Source organism: Sandaracinaceae bacterium, assembly GCA_020633055.1.
Lineage (GTDB): Bacteria > Myxococcota_A > Polyangia > Polyangiales > Houyiibacteriaceae > JADJJE01.
On record JACKEJ010000007.1, the window covers coordinates 281,367 to 304,394 of the forward strand.

Here is a 23,028-nt window from a genome sequence, read left to right on the forward strand (position 1 = left end):
GTAGCAGCCGGGGGCAGGCTAGGGAAGCCCGAAACGCGCGGCGGCTTTCGTCACGCCTTCGAAGATGGGATCCGCCACCTCGGGAGGGAAGCGCCTGGGCAGCGCACGGCGCGTGGCCGCCAGAGCCCGCGGGACGCGCGCCAGCAGGTCTGCGATCCACCCATCCACCGTCTCGCGTGTCACGCGGCAGCGCTCGGCCGTCTGTCGGACGTGGTCCATCCGTACATCGCGCCAACGGTAGTGCTTGCTCTTGCCGCGAAAGCTCATGGCCAAGTCCACGCGCTGCACGGGCCACTCACCGCGGGCCACCATGGGGTACGCGGAGAGCACATCGTAGAGAGGTGTGAGCGACGCACGGCCCCCAGGCAGCAGGAAGAGGCTGTAGTTCTTGGCGTGACCGTCCGGTGCCGCGAGCAGGAGCTGAGCCAGCTGCGCGGTGAAGAACACACGCCGGTCCTCGTCGGGTGCGGTGCTGACCCGGCCCAGCAGCTCCATGCACGTGGGGATGTCGGGCCCTCCGTCGCTCTCGTACTTGTCGTGCGGCGAAACCCCGAGCGCTTGGCACAGATCCTCTTGGGGGAACCGCACGAACGACGCCGCGCCGTCCTGGACGCGCAGCTTTCGGTCGAAGCGCTGCACGGACAGCACGCGTTGTCGCGCGAACGTCTCGATGGTGCATGTCGCGGTGGGCAACCCGAGTGCCGACAGGAGGCGCAGGCACAGCCACTCGTTCTCGACGCTGTCGTGCATGGACACGCGCCCCCGTGGGACCTCCAACACGCCCATCTGGGGCTTGAGGATGTGGGTGCTGGGCGTGGGGGGCGTCGGCGCGTACCAGACTCCTTCGTGCAGGAGCAGCGCGGTCTTGCTTTGCGCACCCGCCAGCGAGAGGCGGAACACGTCGGCCTCTCCCATGCCGAGTGGGAACTCACCGAGCTGCGCCAGTCGCTTCGCGACCTGGGCCCGCGTCAGGCGGGTCCCGAGCGGCGCGCCCTCCTGTGCCGAGGGGGCGGCGCGCCGGTCACGCATCGGCGCCTGGGCGGGGACTTCGAGCGCGACGTCGTGCGGGGCGACCTCGCTCAGCTCGAGCGCGCCCACGCAGTCACGCCCCATGGCGGCCAGCAAATCGAACGGGCGCTCGCTGCGGGCGCTCAGCGTGCGACGGAGCAGGGCGCGCACATCGTCGCGGTCGGGCAGCAAGCCCGCGAAGTAGTGCTGCACCGCCGGGCCGTTCGCCTCGCGACGCCCGAGCGGGATGGACAGGGAGATGGGGGTGGCACGCGCATCGGTCAGCCACGTCGGCGCGTAGGTGAACGACAGCAGCCCACCCGCGCCTCGCCGCAGCTCGCCGACGTGGACCCCGTTGATGCTCGCGTACAGGGTGTCCACCGTCATGCCCCCTACTTCCAGACGTCTCCCGGTCGGAGCTCGCTAGGGCGTGACTGAACCACCAGCTCGAGACCGAGGGCGCTGAGGATGCGCAGCACGCTGTCCAGCCTCGGATCCACCTTGGCGAGCTCGATGTTGGACAGCGCCGGGCCAGCGATGCCCGCTCCGGCGCTGAGCGTCTGCTGGGTGATGCCTTGCTGGAGGCGCGCCTCGCGCACGAGGCGGCTCAGATCCGAGGAGCGCTGGATGACCGTCGCGGGGGTGCTCATCATCTTCAGGATATCGGGCACTCGCCATCATGTAAAGATGATCGAGAGAGTGATTTAATCCAAAGGTGATGGTGAGGGAACGTGCCCTCAGGTGAGCTGCTCGATCAGCCTGTCCAGCTCGGCGTAGCTGCCGTACGCGATGCGAACCTCGCCCTTGCCGCCGGGGCCGTCTTCGACGCTGACCATGGAGCCCAGCGCGTGTGACAGGCGCCGCTCGAGGTCGCGCACGTTGGCAGACTTCTCCTTGGGCGCCTTGGTGGCCGCCTCGGGCTTCCGGCCGCTTGCGGCGGCTCGGGCCAGCTTCTCGAGCTCGCGTACGCTGAGCCGCTTGGCCACGGCCAGCCGGGCGAGCTTCTTCATGGTGCCCGCGTCGGGGGCGGTGAGCACGGCGCGACCGTGACCCTCGCTGAGCTGGCCGTTGTCGATCAGATCGAGCACCTCGTCCGGCAGCTTGAGCAGGCGCAGCGCGTTCGTGACCGCCACGCGGCTCTTGCCCACGCGCTCGGCCACCTGTTGCTGCGAGTGCCCGAACTCGTCGATCAGCCGTTGGAACGCGCGCGCCGTCTCGAGGGGGTTCAGGTCTTCGCGTTGGATGTTCTCCACCAGCGCGGCCTCGAACGCCACGGCGTCGCTGAGCTCCCGTACGTGGATGGGCAGCTCTTGGACGCCGGCGCGCTGCGCAGCCCGCCACCGGCGCTCGCCCGCGATGATCTCGTAGCCCCCCGCCTCGCGCTTGCGCACCAGGATGGGCTCGAGCACGCCGTGCGCGGCGATGCTGTCGGCGAGCTCCTGCAGGGCCTCGTCGTCGAAGTGCCGGCGCGGCTGATCGCGGTTGGGGTGCAGCTGCTCGATGAGCGCGGAGCTGCTGGGGCGCGGGGCCGCGCTGGGCGCAGAGGGGAGCAGGCCGTCCAGGCCCCGACCGAGTCGACGAGTGGCCACGTTCAGGCTGCCTGGATGGGGAGGGCGTCGAGGATCTCGCGCGCCAGGTTGAGGTACTGGAAGCTGCCGCGGGAGGCCGCGTCGTACAGGATGACGGGCTTGCCGTGCGAGGGCGCCTCGGCCAGCCGGATGTTGCGGGGGATGACCGTCTCGTACACGTGGAAGTGCTGGCGCACCTCGGCGGCCACGTCGTTGGCGAGGTTGTTGCGCGGGTCGAACATGGTCAGGACGACACCGTGGATGGCCAGCTCGGGGTTGAGCCCGTTGCGCACGCGCTCGATGGTGTTGGTGAGCTGCGAGAGCCCCTCGAGCGCGTAGTACTCGCACTGCAGGGGCACGACGACGAGGTCCGACGCGGTGAGCGCGTTGATGGTGAGCGTTCCCAGCGACGGGGGACAGTCCACCAGGATGAAGTCGTACTGCATCCGGATGGACGCGATGGCGTCACGGAAGCGCGTGGCCCAGGCATCGTCGCCGAACAGCTCTCGCTCGGCCGCGGCCAAGTCCGGCGAGCTGGGGATGACGTGCAGGTGCTCGAGCTCGGTCTCCAGCACCGCGTCCTCTACGGCGGCCTCGCCCAGGAGCACCTGGTAGCTGCTGCGCACCACGGAGCCGGGCGCGCAGCCCACGCCCGTGGACGCGTTGCCCTGCGGGTCGAGGTCGATGAGCAGCACGCGCTGCTCGGCCACGGCGAGAGACGCACCGAGGTTGACGGCGGTGGTGGTCTTACCCACGCCCCCTTTTTGATTCGCGATGGCGACGACGCGGCCCATGTGGCCTGTGCTGTACCAGCGTCGCCCGCATCATTCAACGCAACACCGCGCGGGTCCCGGCGAGGGCCCTCCGAAGTAGGCCTTCAAAGCGGTGCGCTGCACAAAAAAAAGAACCCGACGAGGGGCGACTCGTCGGGCTCGGCTGTCTCTCGCGGGGCGACGCTCGAGGCAGCTAGGAGGTCCGTGCCGGAGGATGAGCGGCAGGGACCGAGCCGGGTGTCACGCGGGCGAGCGGGACGGCTCGGCTCTTCATCTCATGGGGGTGTGACAGTCGGGGCAGGGCCGCCGACTGTGCCCCTAGAAGTCGAAGTTCAGCTCTTGCTTGGCGTCGTCGAACAGCGAGTCGTCGTCGCCGGGGTTGAACGAGGCCTCGGCGTACAGGTCATCGAGGGACCAGCCCATCTTCTGACCGGGGCGGATCTCCTCACGCTCGAACTCGGCCATGGAACTGTAGAACTTCGGACCTCTGGACATGGGCGCTGCTCCTCACACGGGGGTTGGGTGCGGACATGTGTTCCTCAGAACCACCTTGTCCTACATCTGGACACACTCTCTCACACGTCCCAGGGCACGCCAAATTTCCGCACCACAATTCGTCACAGAGCTGTCGTGGCACGCACGAACCCCCTTGAACGTCCGGCTTTGCGGCGCAGAGGGACGTGCTAGCTTCCGCGCGTCCTTCGCCCCGTACCCGCAGAAGCAGAGAGCAAATGACCGACGCGCTGATCGGATACATCGAAGTCGTGGCCGTGTGGGCACCCGTCTGGGGCTTCGCCCTGGTGGCCCTGTTCATGACCGTGGAGAGCTCGTTCATCCCGTTCCCCAGCGAGGTCGTGATGATCCCGGCCGGCTTCATGGCGGCACGCGGCGAGCTGAGCTTCGGAACGCCGCTGCTGGACGCGACCGTCGCCGTGCTGGCCGGCGTGGTGGGCTCACTGCTGGGCGCGTACGTCAACTACGGCCTCTCCGCGAAGCTGGGGCAGCCCTTCCTCGAGCGCTACGGGCGCTTCGTGCTCCTGCCGCCGGCCAAGCTGGAGCGCGCCGAAGAGCTCTTCCGCCGCTACGGCGCCGGCGCCACGTTCGTGTGCCGCTTGCTGCCGGGGATCCGCCAGCTCATCAGCATCCCGGCCGGCCTCTCGGGCATGCCGCTCGGCAGCTTCACGCTGTGGACGGGGCTCGGCGCGGGCTTGTGGGTGATCATCCTGACGGCCATCGGGTACTTCATGGGCACCCACACGGCCGAGATGAGCTATGCGGAGCTGGTCCATGGGGGCAAGGACATGATCCGGGCCAACTGGGTGTACGGGCTGCCCGTGCTGGCCATCGGCTTCTTCGCGTACATCCGGCTCAGCCAGCGCGTGATGCGTCGCGACGCCGAAGCAGGCGCCGCGCCCGACGAGAGGGCCGAGAGCGCGCCGAGTCCGCACGCCTGAGGCGACGATGAACCTCTCCGTGCTCCCGCCGCCGCTGAACCCCAAGCCGCCCCTGCTGAAGGCGGGCGAGCCGCGCTGGTTCCGGGCCTTCCCGTTCATGCGGACGCTACGGGAGTACCAGCGGGGCAACCTGCGCCCCGACTTCGTGGCCGGGCTCACCACGGCGCTCTTCACCATCCCGCAGGGCATGGCCTACGCCCTCATCGCGGGCTTCCCGCCAGCCGCGGGGCTCGCCACGGCCGTGGCCGCGTCCATCATTGGCGCCGCGTTCGGAAGCTCCGAGTTCCTCATCAACGGGCCCACCAACGCCATCGTCGTGATGATCGCGGGCAACGCGGCGCTGTTCGCCGCGCAGGGCAACGCCATCGAGGCCATCGTGCTGTTGACGCTCATGATTGGGCTCATGCAGGTGGGCGCGGGGCTGTTGCGCTTGGGCTCCCTCACGCGCTTCGTCAGCGAGCCGGTGCTCACAGGCTTCACGGCGGGGGCTGGGCTCTACATCATCATCAACCAGCTGGGCTCGTTCTTCGGGGTGGACCGCACGGCCATCGCGCCTGACCTGTGGGGCTGGGTGCCCCCGCGCTGCGCGGCCTTCGACCTGATGCGCTTCCTGCGCTCGCTGCACGGCGTGAACTGGGTCTCGGCTGCGGTGGCGGGGGCGACGCTGTTCATCGTGCGGGCCCTGCAGCACTTCGAGCCACGCATCGGTCGTCGCCTGCCGGGGCCGTTCGTGGCGGTCGTGAGCGTGACGGTCGCCGTCTGGGCGCTGGGGCTGTCGGACCCGGGGGCAGCTCACCGCGTGCGCGTCATCGCCGACATCGAGCCCCTCTCGCGCTACCTGCCGGGGCCGCGCTGGCCCACCTTCCGCACCATCTCGTGGCGCGAGCTGCTGGGGCCCGCGTTCGCCATCGGCATGATGGGCGCCGTCGAGGCCATCGCCATCGGCAAGGCGCTGGCCACGAGGGCAGGGCACCCCTTCAACGCCAGCCAGCAGCTCATCGGCGAGGGGCTGTGCAACCTCGCGGCCGGCGCCGTGGGTGGCTTCGCGTCGTCGGGCTCGTTCAGCCGCACGGCGGTCAACCACGAGGCCGGGGCCGTGACGCGCGTGTCCTGCATCCTCTCGGGCGCGCTGGTGCTGGTCATCGTGCTGGTGTTCGCGCCGCAGGCCAACGCCATCCCCATCGCCGCGCTGGCCGGGACGCTGGTGCACATCGGCATCAAGCTGGTGAATGTGGCGCGGCTGCGTGCGCTCTTCCGCACCACCTCGGGCGACCGCCTGGTGCTGGTCGTCACGTTCATCGCGGTGGTGTTCGCCGAGCACCTCGAGAAGGCGCTCTTCGTCGGCATCGCCACCTCCATGTACTCGGCGCTGCGGCGGGCGGAGGGCTTCAAGCTGCGGGCCCTGAGCGAGACCCCGGAGGGCGGCCTGCGGGAGGACGCGGACCTGCCCGAGGATCCGGACGCGAAGGTGGTGGTGCTCAACCTGCAGGGCGAGCTCTACTTCGCGGCCGCGGAGGAGCTGCAGGCCGAGCTGGGCCGCCGCGTCGCTCCTGGCCGCGTGTTGGTGGTCCGTGTGCAGGAGGCCTACAACATGGATGTCACCGTGGCGGAGGCGCTGGGGGACGTGGCCGCGAAGGCGCGCAACGTGGGTGGGCGCTTGGTGCTCTGCGGAGTGCGCGTCGGCATGTACCAGACCTTCGCGAACGCCGACCTGGTCGAAGCTTTCGGAGCCGACGCCTTGTTCAGGGAGCAGCCCGAGGTGCTGGCGTCGACCAAGGCCGCGGTGGCGTACGCGCATCGGCTGGTGGACCAGGCCGCGGACTCGGGGACGACACTGCTCTGAGCCAGTGCTGGGCGCGCGTGGCGCTTCTCAGCGATTTTCCTTGCATGCGTCGATGGTTCTATTCACGCTAGAACCATGCTCATACGAGTCGACCCGTGGTCCGACGTTCCGTTGTTCGAACAAATCGCCAGTGCCATCCGCGGATCCGTCGCCAGCGGCGAGCTGACGGTGGGCGAGCGCCTGCCTCCTGTGCGGGAGCTGGGGGAGTCCCTGGGCGTCAACATGCACACCGTACGCGCCGCCTACGCCGTGCTGCGCGACGAGGGATTGATCGAGATGCGCCGCGGACGCAGCGTCACCGTGCTGGCCGGAGCCGAGGAGCAGGCGTCGGTCGTGCAGCTGGCCGCAGCGCTGGTGCGCGGTGCGCGAAGGCTGGGCTTCGCGGACAAGGCCATCCTCGAGCTGGTGAGGACGCAGCTGTGAGTGTCACGGCGCGACGCATCGTGCTTGTGGTGTCGGCCCTGATCCTCGGCGCGCTTCCGCTTGGGCTCGCGGTCTACTGGGCCGACGAGCTGCCACGTCCGATGGCCAGCCACTGGGGCATGACGGGCCGTGCCGATGGCTCCATGGGCGTGGGCGGGTTCATGGCGCTCTTCGGCCTCCACCTCGTCGTTGCGACCGCGCTGATCGCCAGCGCAGGGATGGTCCGACGAATGAAGCACGACACACGCAGGAACCTGGCAGTCTTTGGGGGCTTCCTGGCAAGTGTCCTCGGTGGCCTCCTGCTGTGGACGACCTGGGTTCAACGTGGGCTCCCGACCTGGCGCCACGCCCCGGACATGACACTGAGCGCCTTGCTGGTGGGTGCGGCAGTCAGCGCCTTGATGGGCCAGCTCCTAGGCCATCTGACCGTGGGGTGGCCAGGGGATTTCTCCGACCCCTACGTCGGAGGAGCCCGCCCGACCGTGGGTCTCAGTCCCGACGAACGGGCGGTGTGGTCGCGCCGAATCTCCGCGCCGTGGGTCTACCTCCTGGTCGTGCCTGAGCTTGGAATGGTGGCGTATGGCCTATGGGGGGACGTCCCCGCGCTCGCCCTTGGGGGCGTCGTCGTCTGCATGATCCTGGTCGAGATGACCACCTGCCGCGTCACCGTCGACGAGGGCGGCCTGACCATGCGTTGGGGCTCGTTCGGACTGTGGCGGCACAGCATCCCGCTAGCCGAGATCACGCGCGCCGAAGCCATCGACGTCGAGCCGATGGCTTGGGGGGGATGGGGCTATCGGGGCAGCATGTTCCTCATGGGCAAGGCCGCGGTCGTCCTGCGAAAGGGCCCGGGGATCCGCCTCGAGCTAAAGGGCAGTCGCGTGTTCGCCGTCACCGTGGACGACGCCGAGACAGCGGCGGGGCTCCTCAACGACCTCGTCGCGCGTCAGTCCTGACGAGGGCGCCGTTCGCCGCCAGGTCGTGGGACGCTCGGCGAAGGGGCCGACGCCACGACGTAGCCGCTGATGAGCGCGCCGCTGATGAGCAACAGGAGGAACGAGAGGCCGAGCATCGTGTCGCCCGACATCCGACTCGCGAACGGCAAGACCCAACAGTTCGTGATGCTGAACATCAGCCACAGGCTGACGAAGCCAAGGTTGGGACCGAACGCGCTCGCGACGTTCGTATGGCGCGTCCGCGACGCGACGACCACACCCAGCAGCGGCAGCCAGCAAACCACGAAGACAAGACCCATCGCGAGGAGCCCATGCACGAGCCGACTGTAGCGAACTCGACATGATCGAGTCGACGCATGGGTGGGCCCGCTGCATTAAGTTTACATAATATGTATTCTGCGAAATACGAATGTAGGAGAAATATAGAAATGTCCGGTTTCCGAAACTTAAAAATGTCCGGTTCGCCCTGTTGCGATCCGGCGCATGGCCAAGGTCATCCGGATGAGCACGAAGGAATTGGACCGCACCCAGGTGGTGGTGCGGGTATTGGAGCGTCGCCTCTCACAGCGTGACGCCGCCCGCCAGCTGGGCGTCAGCCCGCGGACGGTCAGGCGCCTGTGCCGGGCCTACGAGGAGCATGGCCCCGCAGGCCTCATCTCCCGGCACCGCGGTCGCCGCAGCAACCGCAGAACCCCCGAGGAGCTCCGCCGCGCTGCCGCAACGCTGCTCACGGCCCACTACGCCGACTTCGGGCCAACGCTCGCCACCGAGAAGCTGACCGAGCTCCACGGCTTCGACGTTTCCGTACCCACCGTCCGCAAGTGGATGATCGAGCTCGGGCTCTGGACACCGCGTCGAAAGCGCCGAGCCATCCACCAACCGCGCCGGCGGCGACCCTGCCGCGGCGAGCTGGTCCAGATCGACGGCTCCGACCACGAATGGTTCGAGGACCGCGCGCCACGGGCCGTCCTGCTGGTCTTCGTGGACGACGCGACCGGCGAGCTCATGGAGCTCCGCTTCGTCGAAGGCGAGACGACGTTCGGCTACTTCGAGTGCGTCCAGCGCTACCTGAAACGCCACGGGCGCCCTGTCGCGTTCTACAGCGACAAGGCGAGCATCTTTCGCGTCAACCGCAACGACCACGGCGGCTCAGGCCTCACGCAGTTCGGGCGCGCGATGGACGACCTCAACATCGACGTATTCTGCGCGAATACCGCCCCCGCCAAGGGGCGCGTCGAGCGAGCGAACCGGACGCTCCAGGACCGCCTCGTAAAGGAGCTCCGGCTCCAAGGAATCAGCGACATGGTGACGGCGAACGAGTTCCTCGACGCGCAGTTCCGAGAGGACTTCAACGCGCGCTTCGCACGGGTCCCAGAGAGCGACCACGACGCGCATCGCCCTCTCCTACTGTCCGCCCCGATCGAGGACATCTTCAAGCTCCAGGCGCGCCGGAAGGTCACGAAGCGGCTCACGATCAACTACCAGCGGACGCTCTACGTGCTCGAGAAGTCCGACGCGGCGCGGGCCGTCATGGGCAAGGAGGTGCTGGTCTACGAGGATGCCGACGGGGCCGTGAGCATTCGGACCGAGTCTGGGTTCGAGCTCGACGCGCGGGCCTTTGATCGGGTGCCGCGGGCGCGGATTCAGCCTGGCACTGTGGTGGAGGACAAGCTGCTCGGGCGCGTGCTGGAGTACGCGCGGGCACAGCAGCAGGACGCGGAGGCGGAGCGCGAACAGCTTTCGCGGACGAAGCGCGAGCGGCGCTTGGCGGCGAGCCGTATCGCGGCCTCTGAGACCAAGTAGCGCCGGGGAGTGCTACCGATGAAGTCGGTCCGGGGACACTTGATGATGGACGCTGACTCCCTTGGCGCCAAAGGAACGTCTTACCGATGCCTCGGTCGGCCTGGTTCCGCTCGTGGAGGCGCCCTCACGTTTTCAGCTTTCGGCGGCTTGTCGAGCGACCCCAATGGCGCGCCGCCCGCTCCCCGCGCCGGTCCTTGGCGCGCAGGGGCTCGCCAACGATCCGCCGATGTCGGGCATCTCGGCACACGTCTCGGGCGCGAGCAACTCAGTCATGACCGCGCCGCCTTACGCGTCGCTCAGACCGTGGTCGGCTGAGCCTGGGAGGCGTCCTTGGCGGGCGCGGCACCGAGATGCAGCGAGCTCCCGGCGAAGCCGGTCGACAAGGTGCCGCGAGCACGCATTCAGCCCGGCGCAGTCGTGAACAACGAGCCGCTGGGGCGTGTGCTGGAGTACGCGCGGGAACAGCAGATCGAATCCGAAGACGACCGCGCGCAGTTCTCGCGCACGAAGCGGGACTGGAGGCTCGCGCAGAAGCGGATGGTTGCCGTAGGAAGTGAGTGACGCCCTCCTGTGGGTGGCACCCACTAGGCCCTCAGGCTGCCGAACCGCGTGCAAGCCTGAGTATGCGTCGGGCGCCGGATGCCACGATCAGGAAGATGACGGCTCCGACAACCAGGTCCGGAACCCGGGAGCCCGACAGCCCCACACCAGCTGCGGCGGCGATGACGAGCACGTTTACCTTGATGTCGTTGGACGTGAAAATCCAACTCGCCTGGATGTGGATCTCCTTTCGATCAGTTCCTCGGAGAAGCACTAGCGTGGCCGCATTCCCCGCCAGGGCAACGCATGAGACGACGACCATTGTCAGCACGTCCGGGGGCGCCTGTTCCCAGACGAACCGGCGCGCCACCTCGGCTACGCCGAGAAGCGCTAGGACGAGCTGTAGGTAGCCGCTCATCGCGGCCAACCGAGTCTTACGCAGGGCCGAGGTGCCAACGGCTGCTAGGCTCAGCGCGTAGACGGCCGCGTCGGCCAGCATGTCGCAAGAGTCGGCGACCAGGCCCATCGAGCCAGCGATGAGCCCCGCAAGAGACTCGCCGGCGAACAGCGCGAGGTTGATGGCGAGGGCCCACGTCAGTGCGTGCCGCTCTGAGGGTCGTCGCCCGTCGGGAAGCTGCACGTCACCCTCATGGCCGATCTCCTCGGCGCCAAGCGCCAACGTGTCCAGGCTCCGCCCCACCGCTTCGCGGGCGCCGTGGTGGTAGACGTCGAGCTGGCGGCCCGTCAGGTCGAAGACGAGAGTATCAACGCCTGCAATAGCCTCCATCCGCAGCCGGATGATTCGCTCCTCCGAGGGGCAATCCATCTCGGCCACGTGGTATGTCGTCTTTTCCATGGTCGGCGTCGATCATAGCGCTGCAGGTGCCATGGCGACTTGACGAATCGTCCGCCAACCGGTGTGTCACCGCGAACCACTCCCTCGCAAGCCTCCGCCTCGCGCCCTGCTCCCCTGTTCAGCGGACATCTTTACTTTACGCGCAACCGGACATCTCTACCTTGCGCAAACAACGAAGTCGGGTGCGGGGGAGCCCCCATCCCGCGGCCTGACGCTTGTTTGCAAGCCTCTACCGGGTCTCGAACGGCTTCATGGGAAACAACTCGAGCGCGGCCGCGGCCACGCTGACCTTGCCAGCCGACGCGTCGATGGCGCTCAGTAAGCCCGACGAGATGCGGTGCTTGGTCATGCGGCGCTGGTCGAAGCGCACGGTGTAGCGGACCGTGAACGTCACCCAGTTCTGGTCGAACGCCAACGTCACCAGCGGCTTGGTGGTGGCCGGCTCCAGCGGGTACTTCTTCTCCATACCCTTCCAGATCGCCGCGGCCTCGGCTTCGTACGCCTGGCACACCTCCTCGGTCACCTGGGTCATCAGCGCCTGCGCGAGGTCGAGGTCGCTCCCGAAGCGGATGGGCACCTTCAGCTCGTCCCAGAGGAACGGAAAGTCGCCCGAGTAGTTCACCACGGGCTCCTTGAACACGAAGCTGTTGGCCACACGCACCATGCGGCCGTTGTACAGGTCGCCATCCACCCAGACGCCCAGCTCGGCCAGCGTGGTGCGAAGGATGCCAATGTCGATAACATCACCCTTGATACCGCCTAGCTGCACGCGGTCGCTCACCTTGTAGAACCCACCGAACGAGATGGCGATCCACCCCGCCACGCTCGCGATGACCTCTTGGAGCGCAAACGCGATGCCCGCTCCAGCGACACCGAAGACCACGGTGAGCTGCCCGAGCCCGTCGCTGAACACGCCTGCGACGGCCAAGAGCGCGCCCACGTAGCCCATGACGCTCAGCGCCTTGCGCACTCTGTAGCTGGCGGTCGAGTCGTGGATGTAGCGCGTCGCCCCGCGCTGGCTGAGGCGCACGAGCGCGATGACCACCAGCACAGAGAAGACCGCGGCGACGAGCTTTCCCACCGTGGGGTCCTTCAGCCACGTGGGGAGACGGTGGAGGAACGCGTCCATCGGGGCACGCTACCACCGCGGGGGCCGCGTCAGGCAGCCGGTCGAACGACGGGCCCTCCTGCGCCTGGCTACTCTTCCTTGCCCTTGAAGAGCGCGAAGATGGCCATGGCGTGCCCGTGACCGAGGCCGTAGTCGGCCTTCAGCCACGCGATGATCTCGCCCGCCTTCACGCCAGGTGCGAGCTTGCCGCTCTTCAGGTATCCGCGCTCGGCCCCGAGGCGCTTGAAGTCACTGGGGCCGAGTCCGGTCTTGGTTTCGATGTTGTCGAGGTAGGCTTGGAAGGTCATGCGTGTTTCCTGCTTGGGTGTTTCCGGAACGACGCACGACGCACCGCTCCGCCGACATGCCCGTGTCGAATTCCCCTCTCGACCCCGGCGTGCCCATGGGCTGTCGACGGTGCGGGCGTTCGTCGACTTCCTGCTGAAGCCGAGGCGCCCCGCGCTGGCGTCGATGCCCTCCTTCGGTGCCTCTCCGTGCGCCGGACGGTGGTGCTGTCGTGGGGAACCAGTCATAGTACTCCCGCGCTGCCCCCTCGCCTCCGCCGATCCACGGTGGCCCCTACCCCGCGTGCCCGTACCCCGACGTCCCCCATCCACGAGCATACCTTGAGCGACGCCGTGTTCCCACCGTCGGGCCATCCCGGAGGTCGCGTCAAAGGCGCGGCCATTCGCGAGTTCGCCATCTGGATGCGCCGCGAGCTCGGGGCCGAGGCCGCGAGCGCCGTCGTGCGGGGGCTCCCACCCGCCTTTCGGAACGCGATCGACGCGGATACGGAGGCGTTCGGCGTGCTCCCTTCGGCCTGGTACGCGGGGGAGTTCACCAGCGCGTTCATGGACGGGGTGGTGCGGGGCATGAGCGCTTCCGAGATGCAGCGCTTCGCACACGCCGGGTCGATCGCGGCTCTGAACGTCACGCTCCGGGGCGTGCACCGTGCGCTCCTACGGATGGTGATGTCGCCCGACCTGCACAGGCGCTTCGCGCAGCGCCTCTGGGACGCCCACTTCGACGGGGGCCGGGTGGTAGTGACCTCGATGGGCGCCGCGGCAGCCGAGGTCGCCTACTGGGATTGGCCCGCACACCACCGCGTGCTCTGCGAGATGTGTACGGCTTCGGACCTGGTGATCTATGGTGCGATGGGCCTGGCTGAGGTGACTTCGGTGACGACGCGTTGCGTGTCCGAAGGGGACTCGCACTGTGCCCACCTCGTACGGTGGACCGGCTGATGAGCCCGGCCGAGCTGGTCCCGTTCCGGGAGGCCCTCTGGGTCTGGGTGCGAGTCGGGCTTCAGAGCTTCGGCGGGCCCGCCGGGCAGATCGCGGTCATGCACCGCATCCTGGTGGACGAGAAGCGGTGGGTCAGCGAGTCGCGCTTCCTGCATGCGCTGAACTACTGCATGTTGCTCCCCGGACCCGAGGCCCAGCAGCTGGCGACGTACATCGGCTGGCTGCTCCACGGGTATCGGGGCGGGCTGGTCGCCGGGGGGCTCTTCGTGCTGCCCGGGTTCGTCGCCATCCTCGCGCTGAGCATGGTCTACGCCTCGTTCCAAGACGTCGGGGTCATCGCGGCCGTGTTCTTCGGGCTGAAAGCGGCGGTCCTGGCCATCGTGCTCGACGCCCTCCTGCGCATCGGCAAGCGGGTCCTCGTGAACCGCGCCATGCTGGCAATCGCGGTCGCCGCCTTCGTGGGCATCTTCGTACTCCAGGTGCCCTTCCCGCTGATCATCCTGGGCGCGGCGGTCATCGGCCTGCTCGGTACCCAGGTGCATCCCAGGGCGTTCGCGGTGGTCGAGGGACGCAAGGGCACCGCGGAAGCCCACGCCTCGCAGCTGGACTCCGTGGCCGATGTGCTCGACCAGCACCCGCCTGCCCACACCATTCCATCTCGGTCGCGGGCACTGGGAGTCCTCGCCGTGGGCGCGCTGCTGTGGGGCGGTCCCGTCCTGACGCTGGTCGTGCTGCTCGGGCCCGAGCACGTGCTGGCGCAAGAAGGCGTGTTCTTCAGCAAGGCGTCGGCGGTCACGTTCGGGGGCGCGTACGCCGTGTTGGCCTACATCGCGCAGCAGGCGGTGGTGCGCTTCGGCTGGCTCCTGCCAGGAGAGATGCTCGACGGGCTGGGGATGGCCGAGACCACGCCTGGCCCGCTCGTGATGGTGGTCCAGTTCGTCGGTTTCATGGGGGCCTATCGCCAGCTGCACGGCGTTCCTCCGTTGGTGGCGGGTCTGTTCGGATCCGTGGTGACCACTTGGGTCACGTTCGTGCCGTGCTTCGTGTGGATCTTCCTTGGAGCGCCGTTCATCGAGGCGTTGCGGGACAAGGCGTGGCTGACCGCCGCGCTCTCCGCTGTCACCTCTGCGGTCGTGGGTGTGATCCTGAACCTGGCGTTGTGGTTCGCGGTGCACACGCTCTTCCGCGAGGTCGCGGAGCGGTCCCACGGTGTCGCCCACCTCCTGGTCCCGGACGTCTCGAGCGTGAACGTGACCGCCGTCGCCATCACGGTCGTGGCCTGTGTCGCCGTGTTCCGCATCAAGGCCAGCATGCCGGTGACCCTGGGGGGGTGCGCGGCGCTTGGCGCGCTCGCCCACCTTCTGGTGGGCTGAGCTGTTCCCGCGTTCGGCAGCTCAGCCCGTGGCCAACGGCGGGATGCCCAGCTCCGCGCGCACCTCCTCGATGTCGCGCGGGAGGTTCTCCCACCAGTCCCACGTACCGTCCGTGATGTCGCGTGTCATCTGTGATCCGCGGTGGGCCGCCTGCAGCCAGCGGGCGGGGTCCACCTGCTGCTTGGCGGCGGCCGCGATGGGCACCATGCGGATGCCGAGGTTGAACTGCATCATCGAGAAGAGGATGAACGTGAACGGGTTCTGTTGACGGTAGCCCGCGTGGAACGCCGTCACGCAGATCTCCCCCGTCGGGTCCGTGCCGTAGCCCGAGAGCACGTGCGTGAGGTCGTGCAAGATGATCGGCTCGGGCGGGCTGCCCTTCTCTCCGGGGAGCGAGAAGCCGTTGTCCCGCACGAAGCGGAAGTAGGCGTGTCCGAGGGTGTGGCTGGGGTACTCCTGGAGCTTCCGATACCGCTCGGCCAGCGCCGTGTTCTCTCTCAGCCCCACGAACGCGGCGAGGGTCTTGGCCAGCCATGGCAGGCCTTCCTTCTCCACGCGCGCCCTGACGTGGGGCACCGCCCAGAAGCGGCGCAGCACCTCGAAGCGCGCCGTCAGCAGGTGCCCCTCCGAGATCTTCTCGAACGTTCGCAGCTCCTCGGCGCCGATGCCCAGCGCGTCGGCAAAGGCGCGCACCTGCGCCGCTTCGGCCGGCGAAGCCTCACCGTCCACCAACGAGACCATCAGCATCGCTCGCACGAGCTGGAGCCGCAGCGCCGGATCCTCCACCGCTCCGGCGAGCTCCGCGGGTGTGATGGGAGCCAGGGCGTCGAGGTCCACGCTGACCCGGAAGAGCTGCTGCGCGGCTTCCAGGAGCGCCCGCTCGGGTTCCGCGAAGCTCCCGTCGGCCATCGCCACGCACTTCAACGCACGCATGCCAAAGGGGACGAGCTCGGGGGGAGGGATCTGGACGTGGGCCATCCCCCGAGCGTACACCCAGCGCGCGCGCTCAGATCAACCGGGACCACGCCGGGTGCGTGACCCGGAGGGCGAGGAACATCGCGGCAGGCCCGTACTTCTGCTTGCTGCGTAGGAAGCGGTACTGGCCCATGAGGAACGGCGGGCTGAGGAACGCGCTGGCCACCTGGGCCGACTCGCGTGCGTTGACGGCGCGCAGCTCGTCGCGTGTGAGGCCCGCAGGGTACGCACGCTCGACGCCGTCTCGGATCCACGCGCGCGCGATGCGCTGAGCCTCGGGCAGCAGCTGATCGTGTGGGACCACGTGCTGCACGAGCCCCACGTCGAGCGCCTCGCGCGCCGTCGGCTTCCAGCCCTCGGGCCCCAACATGCGATCGGCGGCGGTGCCCAGGATGCGCGGAAACACGACGCTCGAGCAGCCCTCGGGCGGCACCCCCAGCGCAGCGAAAGGCGTCGAGAACGTCGCCTTCTCCGAGGCCACGATGGCGTTGCACACAGTCGCGGATGTGACGCAGGCGCCGATCATGGGGCCATTCGCCGCGATCAGGATCGGCTTCGGAAACGAGATGAAGGCATCGAAGAGCGCCTCGTTCAGCTGCACGATGCTGGCGTGGAGCTCGCGGGGGTGCCCGAGCTGGAGCGACCCGCCCAGGTTGACGCCCGCCGAGTAGTACGGGTCCGCACCGGTCAGCACCACCACCTTCGTGGCGTCGTCGGCGGCGGCGCGGGAGAGCGCAGCCTTCAGGTCCGCGATCATCTCCGTGGTCCAGCCGTTCAGACGGCGGGGGTTGTTCATGGTGAGCGTCGTCACGCCGTCCACCGTGTTCGTCAGCAGCTGCTCGGACATCCGTCGGTTATGTCATGGTTCATGCTCGGTGACATGGCGCAGCGCTGGGTCCATGGTCGACAGCGTACCGTCGTGGACCGTCACCCCCCAAGCCGGCAACGGCAGGCAGGCTGGCGCCGCGTGTCCCTTGCGCTAGCGGACGAGCGGATCCGCGCTGGTTTGCCGCACGAGGGCTTGGGTCAGCCGACGGATACGGAGCATGGCAGTCACCCTTACCCGCAGGTCGAGCGGCGTGATGGGCTTGACCAAGAAGTCGTCCCCCCCTGCCTCGAGCGCCTTCTGCCGTGCTTGGTCGTCGGTGCGCCCCGTCAAGAACACAATCGGTGTGTAGACCTTGCTCCGCGACCGCACGAGTCGCGCGAGCTTGAACCCGTCCACCTTGGGCATGACGAGATCGAGCAGCACGAGGTCGACGTCGTCGTCATAGGCCACCAGAGCGCTGCTCCAGTCGTGGGCCACGATCGGCACGTGCCCCAGCTGCTCCAGCATCGTCGCCACGCGCGCGGCGATCAGCGGCTCGTCGTCCACGATCAGGATGCGCCCCACTTCCACGGGCGGGCTCTCACCAGACTGCTTCGGAACCATGCCCACGCTTCTCGCACACCACGGGCCTCGACGAAAGGGCTCCCCACCGTGCGTTCACCCCTCGCGGTAGTCGGCGGGCACGCGTCCAGTCCAGCGCTTGAAGGCGCGCCGAAAGTTCGCGGTGTCTCGGTAGCCGAGCCGCTCTCCCACTTGGGCCACCGTCAGCTCCCTGCTCCGCAGCGCCTCGATCGCGAGGCGACAGCGCACCTCGTCTGCCAGCTCCCGATACGACGTGCCCTGGGCCATGAGATCGCGCCTCAGCGTACGAGGGGAACACCCGAGCTGCTCGGCCACCCGCGCCGCGTCAGGGAACTCACGCTCATCGCGACGGAACGAGGCCGCGAGCACCCGACGTACCCGCTGCTGGAGTGGCCCGGACGAAGCGCGCGCATCCAACTGTGCCTGAAGGAGCGCTGCGATGGCCGACGCCGCACCCGGGTCGGCGTTGGGGAGTGGCGCTGCCAGCGCCGAGGCGCCGATGTGGATGCGGTGGTGGTCCTGCCCGAAGCGCACGGGGTGCGCGAAGGCCGCGTCGTCCCAGTGCGCCGGTCGCGCATACGCGACGTCGAACGACAGCGTCGCAGGCGCGTGCCCCAGCAGCATGGTGCTGAGCTCGCTCACGGACTGCAGCACGGACTCGATCGAAAAGACCCGGATGTCGCCGTAGTCGCGCGTCTCTTCGAGCCTCAAGCTGGGCGCGGCGCGCGGGTCGGCGACGGGCGGGGGCTCGATCTTCAGCTCGAGGTTGGGCACGCGCAGCGCATGGAAGCGCGCGATCAGGAGGGCAGCCTCGCTGAGCGTGCGGCTGCTCATCGCGCCGTAGCCCACCAGCCCCAGCGAGGCGAGCTTGAGCTGCTTGCCGAACCACAGGCCGAGGCCCGGGTTGCCGGTCAGCGCGAGGGCGTTGCGGACGACGCGCTGGTGCTGTTCGAAGCGAATCGGACGGCCAGGTTCCGCCACGTCCGTCAGCGCAATGTCGGTGCCCGCGAGGAGCGCGTCGCGCGGGTGGCCGGCCTCCACCAAGTGCCGCACCAGCAGCTCGGTGTAGGGGGTCACCATGGGTGTCGCGCGCGGGCCCTGCGAGCTCATCGCTGCTCATCCTAGGCCGTTCACGAGGGGCACGCTGGCCGAAAATGACCCCGTGGCGTCCGAAAGACACCCTGCCCTCGAGCCTCCCAGGCGCGCAGCATCACGTCATGACCACAGCGACAACCAACGTCTTCATTACTGGGGGCACGGGCCTGATTGGGCGCTTCACGGTGGCCGGCCTCCTACGTCGAGGCGCGCACGTCAGCCTCCTGGTGCGCCCTGCGTCCCTCGGCAGCCGCGCCGAGCGCCTCGAGCAGCTGCGCGCCGTGAGCGCGGAACCCGGCTGCAGCGGGTCGCTGACGGTGGTGACGGGCGACGCGGGCCTGCCGGGACTGGGCCTGGACGAGCCTGGCCGGGTGGCCCTGCGCGGCGCGCAACACGTGTTCCATCTGGCCGCGCTGTACGACATCACCGCCAGCGAGGAGGCGTTGCTCGCGGCGAACGCGGTGGGCACGCGGCACCTGCTCGAGGCCCTCGGCCCGAACTTTCGCGGTGTGCTCCACCACGTGAGCAGCATCGCCGTGGCGGGGGACTATCAAGGCACGTTCAGCGAGACGATGTTCGACGAGGGGCAGTCGTTCCCGCACGCCTACCATCGCAGCAAGTACGACGCGGAGCGGCAGGTGCGCGCCTCGGGGCTCGCGTACCGCGTCTACCGTCCGAGCGCCGTGGTGGGCCACAGCCAGACGGGCGAGATGGACCGGGTGGACGGACCGTACCTGGGCTTCGAGGGCCTGCAGCAGCTCGCGGGCACCTTCCCGCGCTGGGTGAGGCTGCCGATGCCCAAGATCCGCGGCCGGATGAACCTGGTGCCCGTCGACTATGTCGCGGACGCCCTGGTGCACATCGGGCTGGCCGCGCGTCCAGACGACGACGCCTCGCACGGGCGCGTGTTTCACCTGGTGGACCCCGCGCCACCCAGCTTCGCGGCCATGACGGGGCTGTTCTTGCGGGAGATGCACGGCCCGGGGCTTGGCGTCCAGGTGGACGTGCGGTCCGTCCCCGGTGTGGAGAACGCTCTGAACCTCGCGAACATGCTGCCCAGCGTGGCCACACTGCGCCGCGACGTCCTGGAAGATCTCGGCCTGCCCGCCGAGGGGCTCTCCGCGCTCAACCTGCGCGTGCGGTTCGACGATCATCACACGCAAGCGGCCCTCGCCGGGACCGGCGTCGCGTGCCCGCGCCTCGCGGACTACGTGCGCCCCATGGTGCGCTACTACGACGACCACCTTTCGTATGCGCACCAGCGCCCCGCCCGCTACGCGCGCGCCCTCGCTGGCCAGCGCGTGCTCGTCACCGGCGCGTCACGCGGCATCGGCGCCGAGGTCGCGCGTCAAGCCGCGCGGGCGGGCGCGGAGCTCCTGCTGGTGGCGCGTGGCGGCGAGGCCCTCGAGGTGCTGGCGAGCGAGCTGCGCAGCACGGGTGGGCGTGTGACCGTCTACCCGACGGACCTGTCGGATCTCGCGGCGGTCGACGCTCTCGCGGCCCGGGTCACGGAGGAGCACGGCGGGGTGGACGTGCTCGTGCACAACGCGGCGCACAGCATAAGGCGCAGCATCGCGGAGAGCCGCACACGCTTCCACGACTACGAGCGCACCATGCAGCTCAACTACTTCGCCCCCGTGCGCCTGACGATGCAGCTGCTGCCGGGGCTGCGCGAGCGTGGGGGCAGCGTCTGCCACGTGCTCACCATGGGGGTGCTCATCCCGGGGCCCTTCTTCTCGGCCTACCTCGCCAGCAAGGCGGCGCTGGAGGCGTTCGGGAACTCGCTCGCGGCCGAGTGCCACCACGAGGGCGTGCACGTGAGCAACATCTACTTGCCGCTGGTACGCACCGAGATGATGGCGCCCACGAAGGAGTACGCGGACCGCAAGGACATCATGACCCCCGAGCGCGCCGCGCACATGGTGCTGGACGGTGTGGTGGACCGGCGGCGCCTGGTGATGACGGGCCAGGGGCGCTTCTACTCGATCTCGAACCGCGTCTCGCCAAAGACCACCACGCGCATCCTGAACCTCCTGCATCGGGTCTTCCCGGAGCACGGAGCGCCCACGGAGTTCCCCGTCGAGAAGGCATTGTTGACACGCTTCCTCGGTGGGTCTCCCGTGTAGCGACGGGACCGCGGCTACGTTGCGTCTCGCTGACGGCACACGACGCGCGACGACAGGACGTGTCAGGATGGGCGGCGTCCGACAGCGCCGACAGTGACCGCGTCCTCCCTGGTGTGCCACGCTGACGCCCATGAGCGACGACGCCGATCTCCCGTGCGGCTGGGCCCCCGCGCACGACGCCCTGTACCGCGGCTACCACGACACCGAGTGGGGGGTGCCCGAGCGCGACTCCCGCGCGCTGTGGGAGAAGTTCCAGTTGGACGGATTCCAGGCGGGGCTCGCGTGGATCACCATCCTGCGCAAGCGCGCCAGCATGCGCGAAGAGTTCGAGGGGTTCGTCCCGGAGGTCATCGCGCGTTGGGACGATGCACGGGTCGAGCGAGCCCTTTCGAACCCAGGGATCATCCGTAGCCGCGCCAAAGTGCAAGCGACCATCGGGAACGCCAAGGCGTACCTGCGCATGAGGGAGGGTGGCCTCGAATTCTCGGACTATTTGTGGGCCTTCGTAGACGGCAAGCCCCTCGATGGGCGCCTCGAGAGCTGGCGATCGGTCCCTGCCAAGACAGCCCTCTCCGAGCGCCTGGCGAAAGACATGAAGAAGCGCGGCTTCACGTTCTGTGGCCCCACCATCGTCTACGCGTGCATGCAGGCAGTGGGGATGGTGAACGACCACGAAATCCGCTGTCCTCGGTATCGTGAAGTAAAAATGTCCAACTGAGAGACTTCACGGTCGGTTTGTATACAGAATGTCAAGTGTGCGCGCGGGGAGCACGCCGTACCTTCAAGAAATGACGACCATTCGGTCCTTCTTGCATTGTGCGAGTATACGTTTGTTGCGCAGAAGCGGCGCCACATACGGGCGAAAACACGGTATGGTTGCAGTCATGCGTTCCCTCCGTGCCTGCTTCCTCGGCGTGCTCCTGTTGGCCGCCCCCTCGCTCTCGGCGGCCCAGATCGTCCAGCCCAACGGCATCGTCTATCCCATCGACTCGACGGGGTCCACGGGCGAGGTGCAGCTCTTCACGCTGTTCAGCGGTCGCGGTGAGACAATCGATTACATCAACGACGCCAGCGAGCAGCCGAACGCTTTCTCACCGCTATGTGACTTCACAGCCACGCTGGTTCTGCGCCAAACGGCTTCCTCGCTCAACGTGGGTTGGTACAACGTGACGGGCACGGCCCCCACGGCTTCCGAGATCTACCCGATCTTCTCGGGCGCCCTGACGAACGCGGACCTCGGTGTCACGGTCACGGGCCAGACCATTCGTGAGAGCGACGACTACGCGGGGGGGCTGATCGGCTTCGCGCTCATCCGCTCGGGTACCCCGAGCTACTACTTCACGGAGCGGCAGTACAACCCGGAGTGCACGGGTGGGCCGTGCGATGACGGGGCGCCTGCGTACGTGGGGCGATGGATCATGAGCCTGAGCTACCAGTCGACGGTGGAGCCGAACGCGTTCTACGTGGCGTTCGAGGACGGCGGCGCGAACGCGACCGGGTGGAGCAACGACGGCGACTACAACGACTACGTGTTCTACTTCACGGGCATCACCTGCTCGGGCGCGGGCGAGACGTGCGACGTGCCGGGGGCGATGGGCATCTGCGCGCAGGGGCTGACGCAGTGCGATGGCGCAGCGCTCGAGTGCATCCCGGTCAACGTGATGAGCACGGAGAGCTGCGACGGCCTGGACAACGACTGCGACGGCGAGGTGGACGACGGCGACCTCTGCGGGAGCGGGTCCGTGTGCGTCAACGGCCAGTGCGTGGGGCGCTGCAACGAGTTCGGCTGCAGCAACCCCGACCTGACGTGCGAGGAGAGCACGGGGCGTTGCTACGAGCCGGCGTGCGAGAACGTGAGCTGCCCCTCGGGCGAGGTCTGCCGCGGGGGTGACTGCGTGGGCCCGTGCGACGGCGTGGTCTGCCCCGGCGCCCAGGTGTGTCGCGTGGGCGCCTGCGTGGACCCCTGCGCGAACGTCACCTGCGGCGCCATGAAGGTGTGCGAGGGCGGTATCTGCGTGGACACCTGCAGCTGCACCGGCTGCGGCGCCGGCTTCAGCTGCGCAGCCACGGGCCAGTGCCTCGACACGGACTGCGTGAACGTCAGCTGCGCCGCAGGCACCGTCTGCGACCCCAGCAACGGCAACTGCGTCGACGCGTGCATCGGCGCGGTGTGCCCCGACGGACAGATGTGTACCGCCGGAAGCTGCGTCGACATCCCCATCTCGACACCCGACGGTGGCACCGGCACCGGCAACGACATGGGCACCGGCAACAACCTCGACGCCGGTGGCAGCGGCGCGGACGGTGGCGGCAACGGCTCGGACGCCGGCGACGGACGGCCGCGCACGGTCGACAGCGGCTGTGGCTGCCGCGTGCCAGCGCATGGCGCTCAGGATACCCCCGTCGTGGCGCTGCTGGCGTTGCTCGGGCTCTGCGTGCTGCGTCGCCGCCAACGCGCGAACAACTGAATCA

At 68.5% G+C, this 23,028-nt stretch carries 24 protein-coding genes; 11 read left to right on the forward strand and 13 right to left on the reverse strand.

Features of this window, described 5'->3' with window-relative positions; translation table 11 throughout:
- Positions 1-18 precede the first annotated feature (18 nt).
- The 5 genes from H6726_14680 to H6726_14700 all read right to left on the reverse strand — a co-directional run bounded on the left by H6726_14680 (position 19) and on the right by H6726_14700 (position 3,844).
- Positions 19-1,395: a HipA domain-containing protein gene (locus H6726_14680; GenBank protein MCB9658894.1), complete on the reverse strand. Its 1,377-nt coding sequence runs from the start codon at positions 1,393-1,395 to the stop codon at positions 19-21.
- Between the two features lie 5 nt (positions 1,396-1,400).
- A complete protein-coding gene (locus H6726_14685) occupies positions 1,401-1,658 on the reverse strand; it encodes a helix-turn-helix domain-containing protein (GenBank protein MCB9658895.1) in 258 nt (85 codons plus the stop codon).
- An 87-nt stretch (positions 1,659-1,745) separates the two neighbouring features.
- On the reverse strand, positions 1,746-2,597 hold the full coding sequence (locus tag H6726_14690; protein ID MCB9658896.1) for a ParB/RepB/Spo0J family partition protein: 852 nt from the start codon (positions 2,595-2,597) through the stop codon (positions 1,746-1,748).
- Positions 2,598-2,599: 2 nt separating this feature from the next.
- Positions 2,600-3,370: a ParA family protein gene (locus H6726_14695; protein ID MCB9658897.1), complete on the reverse strand. Its 771-nt coding sequence runs from the start codon at positions 3,368-3,370 to the stop codon at positions 2,600-2,602.
- A gap of 297 nt (positions 3,371-3,667) precedes the next feature.
- The gene (locus tag H6726_14700; GenBank protein MCB9658898.1) at positions 3,668-3,844 is read right to left on the reverse strand and encodes a hypothetical protein; all 177 of its coding nucleotides are present in this window, start codon (positions 3,842-3,844) and stop codon (positions 3,668-3,670) included.
- Positions 3,845-4,080: 236 nt separating this feature from the next.
- Between H6726_14700 and H6726_14705 the strand changes: the two genes are divergently transcribed.
- From H6726_14705 to H6726_14720, 4 genes are all read left to right on the forward strand, one after another.
- Entirely contained in the window at positions 4,081-4,803 is a 723-nt protein-coding gene (locus H6726_14705) for a DedA family protein (GenBank protein ID MCB9658899.1), read from the forward strand.
- A gap of 7 nt (positions 4,804-4,810) precedes the next feature.
- Positions 4,811-6,646: a SulP family inorganic anion transporter gene (locus H6726_14710; protein MCB9658900.1), complete on the forward strand. Its 1,836-nt coding sequence runs from the start codon at positions 4,811-4,813 to the stop codon at positions 6,644-6,646.
- Between the two features lie 75 nt (positions 6,647-6,721).
- Positions 6,722-7,069 (forward strand): GntR family transcriptional regulator, encoded by a 348-nt coding sequence (locus H6726_14715; GenBank protein ID MCB9658901.1) that lies wholly within the window; start codon positions 6,722-6,724, stop codon positions 7,067-7,069.
- Between the two features lie 29 nt (positions 7,070-7,098).
- Positions 7,099-8,025: a hypothetical protein gene (locus H6726_14720; GenBank protein ID MCB9658902.1), complete on the forward strand. Its 927-nt coding sequence runs from the start codon at positions 7,099-7,101 to the stop codon at positions 8,023-8,025.
- Here the strand turns inward: H6726_14720 and H6726_14725 are convergent.
- Positions 8,016-8,342 (reverse strand): hypothetical protein, encoded by a 327-nt coding sequence (locus H6726_14725; protein MCB9658903.1) that lies wholly within the window; start codon positions 8,340-8,342, stop codon positions 8,016-8,018. The genes H6726_14720 and H6726_14725 overlap by 10 nt on opposite strands.
- A 184-nt stretch (positions 8,343-8,526) precedes the next feature.
- Between H6726_14725 and H6726_14730 the strand changes: the two genes are divergently transcribed.
- A complete protein-coding gene (locus H6726_14730) occupies positions 8,527-9,828 on the forward strand; it encodes an ISNCY family transposase (protein ID MCB9658904.1) in 1,302 nt (433 codons plus the stop codon).
- A 417-nt stretch (positions 9,829-10,245) separates the two neighbouring features.
- On the forward strand, positions 10,246-10,389 hold the full coding sequence (locus H6726_14735) for a hypothetical protein (GenBank protein ID MCB9658905.1): 144 nt from the start codon (positions 10,246-10,248) through the stop codon (positions 10,387-10,389).
- 31 nt (positions 10,390-10,420) lie between these two features.
- Here the strand turns inward: H6726_14735 and H6726_14740 are convergent, their stop codons facing one another.
- From H6726_14740 to H6726_14750, 3 genes are all read right to left on the reverse strand, one after another.
- Complete coding sequence (locus H6726_14740; protein MCB9658906.1) at positions 10,421-11,224, reverse strand: cation transporter; 804 nt, start codon at positions 11,222-11,224, stop codon at positions 10,421-10,423.
- 229 nt (positions 11,225-11,453) lie between these two features.
- Entirely contained in the window at positions 11,454-12,353 is a 900-nt protein-coding gene (locus tag H6726_14745; GenBank protein MCB9658907.1) for a mechanosensitive ion channel, read from the reverse strand.
- 68 nt (positions 12,354-12,421) lie between these two features.
- Positions 12,422-12,640, reverse strand: coding sequence for a DUF4287 domain-containing protein (locus tag H6726_14750; protein ID MCB9658908.1), 219 nt, complete (start codon positions 12,638-12,640; stop codon positions 12,422-12,424).
- Positions 12,641-12,958: 318 nt separating this feature from the next.
- Here H6726_14750 and H6726_14755 point away from each other — a divergent pair, with 318 nt between their 5' ends.
- Positions 12,959-13,576 (forward strand): hypothetical protein, encoded by a 618-nt coding sequence (locus H6726_14755; GenBank protein MCB9658909.1) that lies wholly within the window; start codon positions 12,959-12,961, stop codon positions 13,574-13,576.
- Positions 13,576-14,949 (forward strand): chromate efflux transporter, encoded by a 1,374-nt coding sequence (gene chrA, locus H6726_14760; protein ID MCB9658910.1) that lies wholly within the window; start codon positions 13,576-13,578, stop codon positions 14,947-14,949. Before H6726_14755 ends, chrA begins: the two co-directional genes overlap by 1 nt.
- 21 nt (positions 14,950-14,970) lie before the next feature.
- On the opposite strand, the gene H6726_14765 is transcribed toward chrA, so the two are convergent.
- From H6726_14765 to H6726_14780, 4 genes are all read right to left on the reverse strand, one after another.
- Positions 14,971-15,927 (reverse strand): TerB family tellurite resistance protein, encoded by a 957-nt coding sequence (locus tag H6726_14765; protein ID MCB9658911.1) that lies wholly within the window; start codon positions 15,925-15,927, stop codon positions 14,971-14,973.
- 28 nt (positions 15,928-15,955) lie between these two features.
- On the reverse strand, positions 15,956-16,771 hold the full coding sequence (locus H6726_14770) for an enoyl-CoA hydratase/isomerase family protein (protein ID MCB9658912.1): 816 nt from the start codon (positions 16,769-16,771) through the stop codon (positions 15,956-15,958).
- 132 nt (positions 16,772-16,903) lie between these two features.
- Positions 16,904-17,356: a response regulator transcription factor gene (locus H6726_14775; protein MCB9658913.1), complete on the reverse strand. Its 453-nt coding sequence runs from the start codon at positions 17,354-17,356 to the stop codon at positions 16,904-16,906.
- A gap of 54 nt (positions 17,357-17,410) precedes the next feature.
- Positions 17,411-18,445 (reverse strand): AraC family transcriptional regulator, encoded by a 1,035-nt coding sequence (locus H6726_14780; protein ID MCB9658914.1) that lies wholly within the window; start codon positions 18,443-18,445, stop codon positions 17,411-17,413.
- 107 nt (positions 18,446-18,552) lie between these two features.
- Here H6726_14780 and H6726_14785 point away from each other — a divergent pair, with 107 nt between their 5' ends.
- From H6726_14785 to H6726_14795, 3 genes are all read left to right on the forward strand, one after another.
- The gene (locus H6726_14785) at positions 18,553-20,556 is read left to right on the forward strand and encodes an SDR family oxidoreductase (GenBank protein MCB9658915.1); all 2,004 of its coding nucleotides are present in this window, start codon (positions 18,553-18,555) and stop codon (positions 20,554-20,556) included.
- A gap of 130 nt (positions 20,557-20,686) precedes the next feature.
- Complete coding sequence (locus H6726_14790) at positions 20,687-21,274, forward strand: DNA-3-methyladenine glycosylase I (protein MCB9658916.1); 588 nt, start codon at positions 20,687-20,689, stop codon at positions 21,272-21,274.
- A 166-nt stretch (positions 21,275-21,440) separates the two neighbouring features.
- On the forward strand, positions 21,441-23,024 hold the full coding sequence (locus H6726_14795; protein MCB9658917.1) for a hypothetical protein: 1,584 nt from the start codon (positions 21,441-21,443) through the stop codon (positions 23,022-23,024).
- Positions 23,025-23,028 lie beyond the last annotated feature (4 nt).

What these genes read in the sequence shown, in the direction of transcription:
- H6726_14775 (MCB9658913.1), bottom strand. Translation starts at nt 17,356, where the DNA reads ATGGTTCCGAAGCAGTCTGGTGAGAGCCCGCCCGTGGAAGTGGGGCGC.
- H6726_14745 (MCB9658907.1), bottom strand. Translation starts at nt 12,353, where the DNA reads ATGGACGCGTTCCTCCACCGTCTCCCCACGTGGCTGAAGGACCCCACG.
- H6726_14710 (MCB9658900.1), top strand. Translation starts at nt 4,811, where the DNA reads ATGAACCTCTCCGTGCTCCCGCCGCCGCTGAACCCCAAGCCGCCCCTG.
- H6726_14700 (MCB9658898.1), bottom strand. Translation starts at nt 3,844, where the DNA reads ATGTCCAGAGGTCCGAAGTTCTACAGTTCCATGGCCGAGTTCGAGCGT.
- H6726_14715 (MCB9658901.1), top strand. Translation starts at nt 6,722, where the DNA reads ATGCTCATACGAGTCGACCCGTGGTCCGACGTTCCGTTGTTCGAACAA.
- H6726_14705 (MCB9658899.1), top strand. Translation starts at nt 4,081, where the DNA reads ATGACCGACGCGCTGATCGGATACATCGAAGTCGTGGCCGTGTGGGCA.
- chrA (MCB9658910.1), top strand. Translation starts at nt 13,576, where the DNA reads ATGAGCCCGGCCGAGCTGGTCCCGTTCCGGGAGGCCCTCTGGGTCTGG.
- H6726_14780 (MCB9658914.1), bottom strand. Translation starts at nt 18,445, where the DNA reads ATGAGCTCGCAGGGCCCGCGCGCGACACCCATGGTGACCCCCTACACC.
- H6726_14740 (MCB9658906.1), bottom strand. Translation starts at nt 11,224, where the DNA reads ATGGAAAAGACGACATACCACGTGGCCGAGATGGATTGCCCCTCGGAG.
- H6726_14685 (MCB9658895.1), bottom strand. Translation starts at nt 1,658, where the DNA reads ATGAGCACCCCCGCGACGGTCATCCAGCGCTCCTCGGATCTGAGCCGC.
- H6726_14790 (MCB9658916.1), top strand. Translation starts at nt 20,687, where the DNA reads ATGAGCGACGACGCCGATCTCCCGTGCGGCTGGGCCCCCGCGCACGAC.
- H6726_14795 (MCB9658917.1), top strand. Translation starts at nt 21,441, where the DNA reads ATGCGTTCCCTCCGTGCCTGCTTCCTCGGCGTGCTCCTGTTGGCCGCC.
- H6726_14770 (MCB9658912.1), bottom strand. Translation starts at nt 16,771, where the DNA reads ATGTCCGAGCAGCTGCTGACGAACACGGTGGACGGCGTGACGACGCTC.
- H6726_14785 (MCB9658915.1), top strand. Translation starts at nt 18,553, where the DNA reads ATGACCACAGCGACAACCAACGTCTTCATTACTGGGGGCACGGGCCTG.
- H6726_14695 (MCB9658897.1), bottom strand. Translation starts at nt 3,370, where the DNA reads ATGGGCCGCGTCGTCGCCATCGCGAATCAAAAAGGGGGCGTGGGTAAG.
- H6726_14765 (MCB9658911.1), bottom strand. Translation starts at nt 15,927, where the DNA reads ATGGCCCACGTCCAGATCCCTCCCCCCGAGCTCGTCCCCTTTGGCATG.
- H6726_14750 (MCB9658908.1), bottom strand. Translation starts at nt 12,640, where the DNA reads ATGACCTTCCAAGCCTACCTCGACAACATCGAAACCAAGACCGGACTC.
- H6726_14730 (MCB9658904.1), top strand. Translation starts at nt 8,527, where the DNA reads ATGAGCACGAAGGAATTGGACCGCACCCAGGTGGTGGTGCGGGTATTG.
- H6726_14680 (MCB9658894.1), bottom strand. Translation starts at nt 1,395, where the DNA reads ATGACGGTGGACACCCTGTACGCGAGCATCAACGGGGTCCACGTCGGC.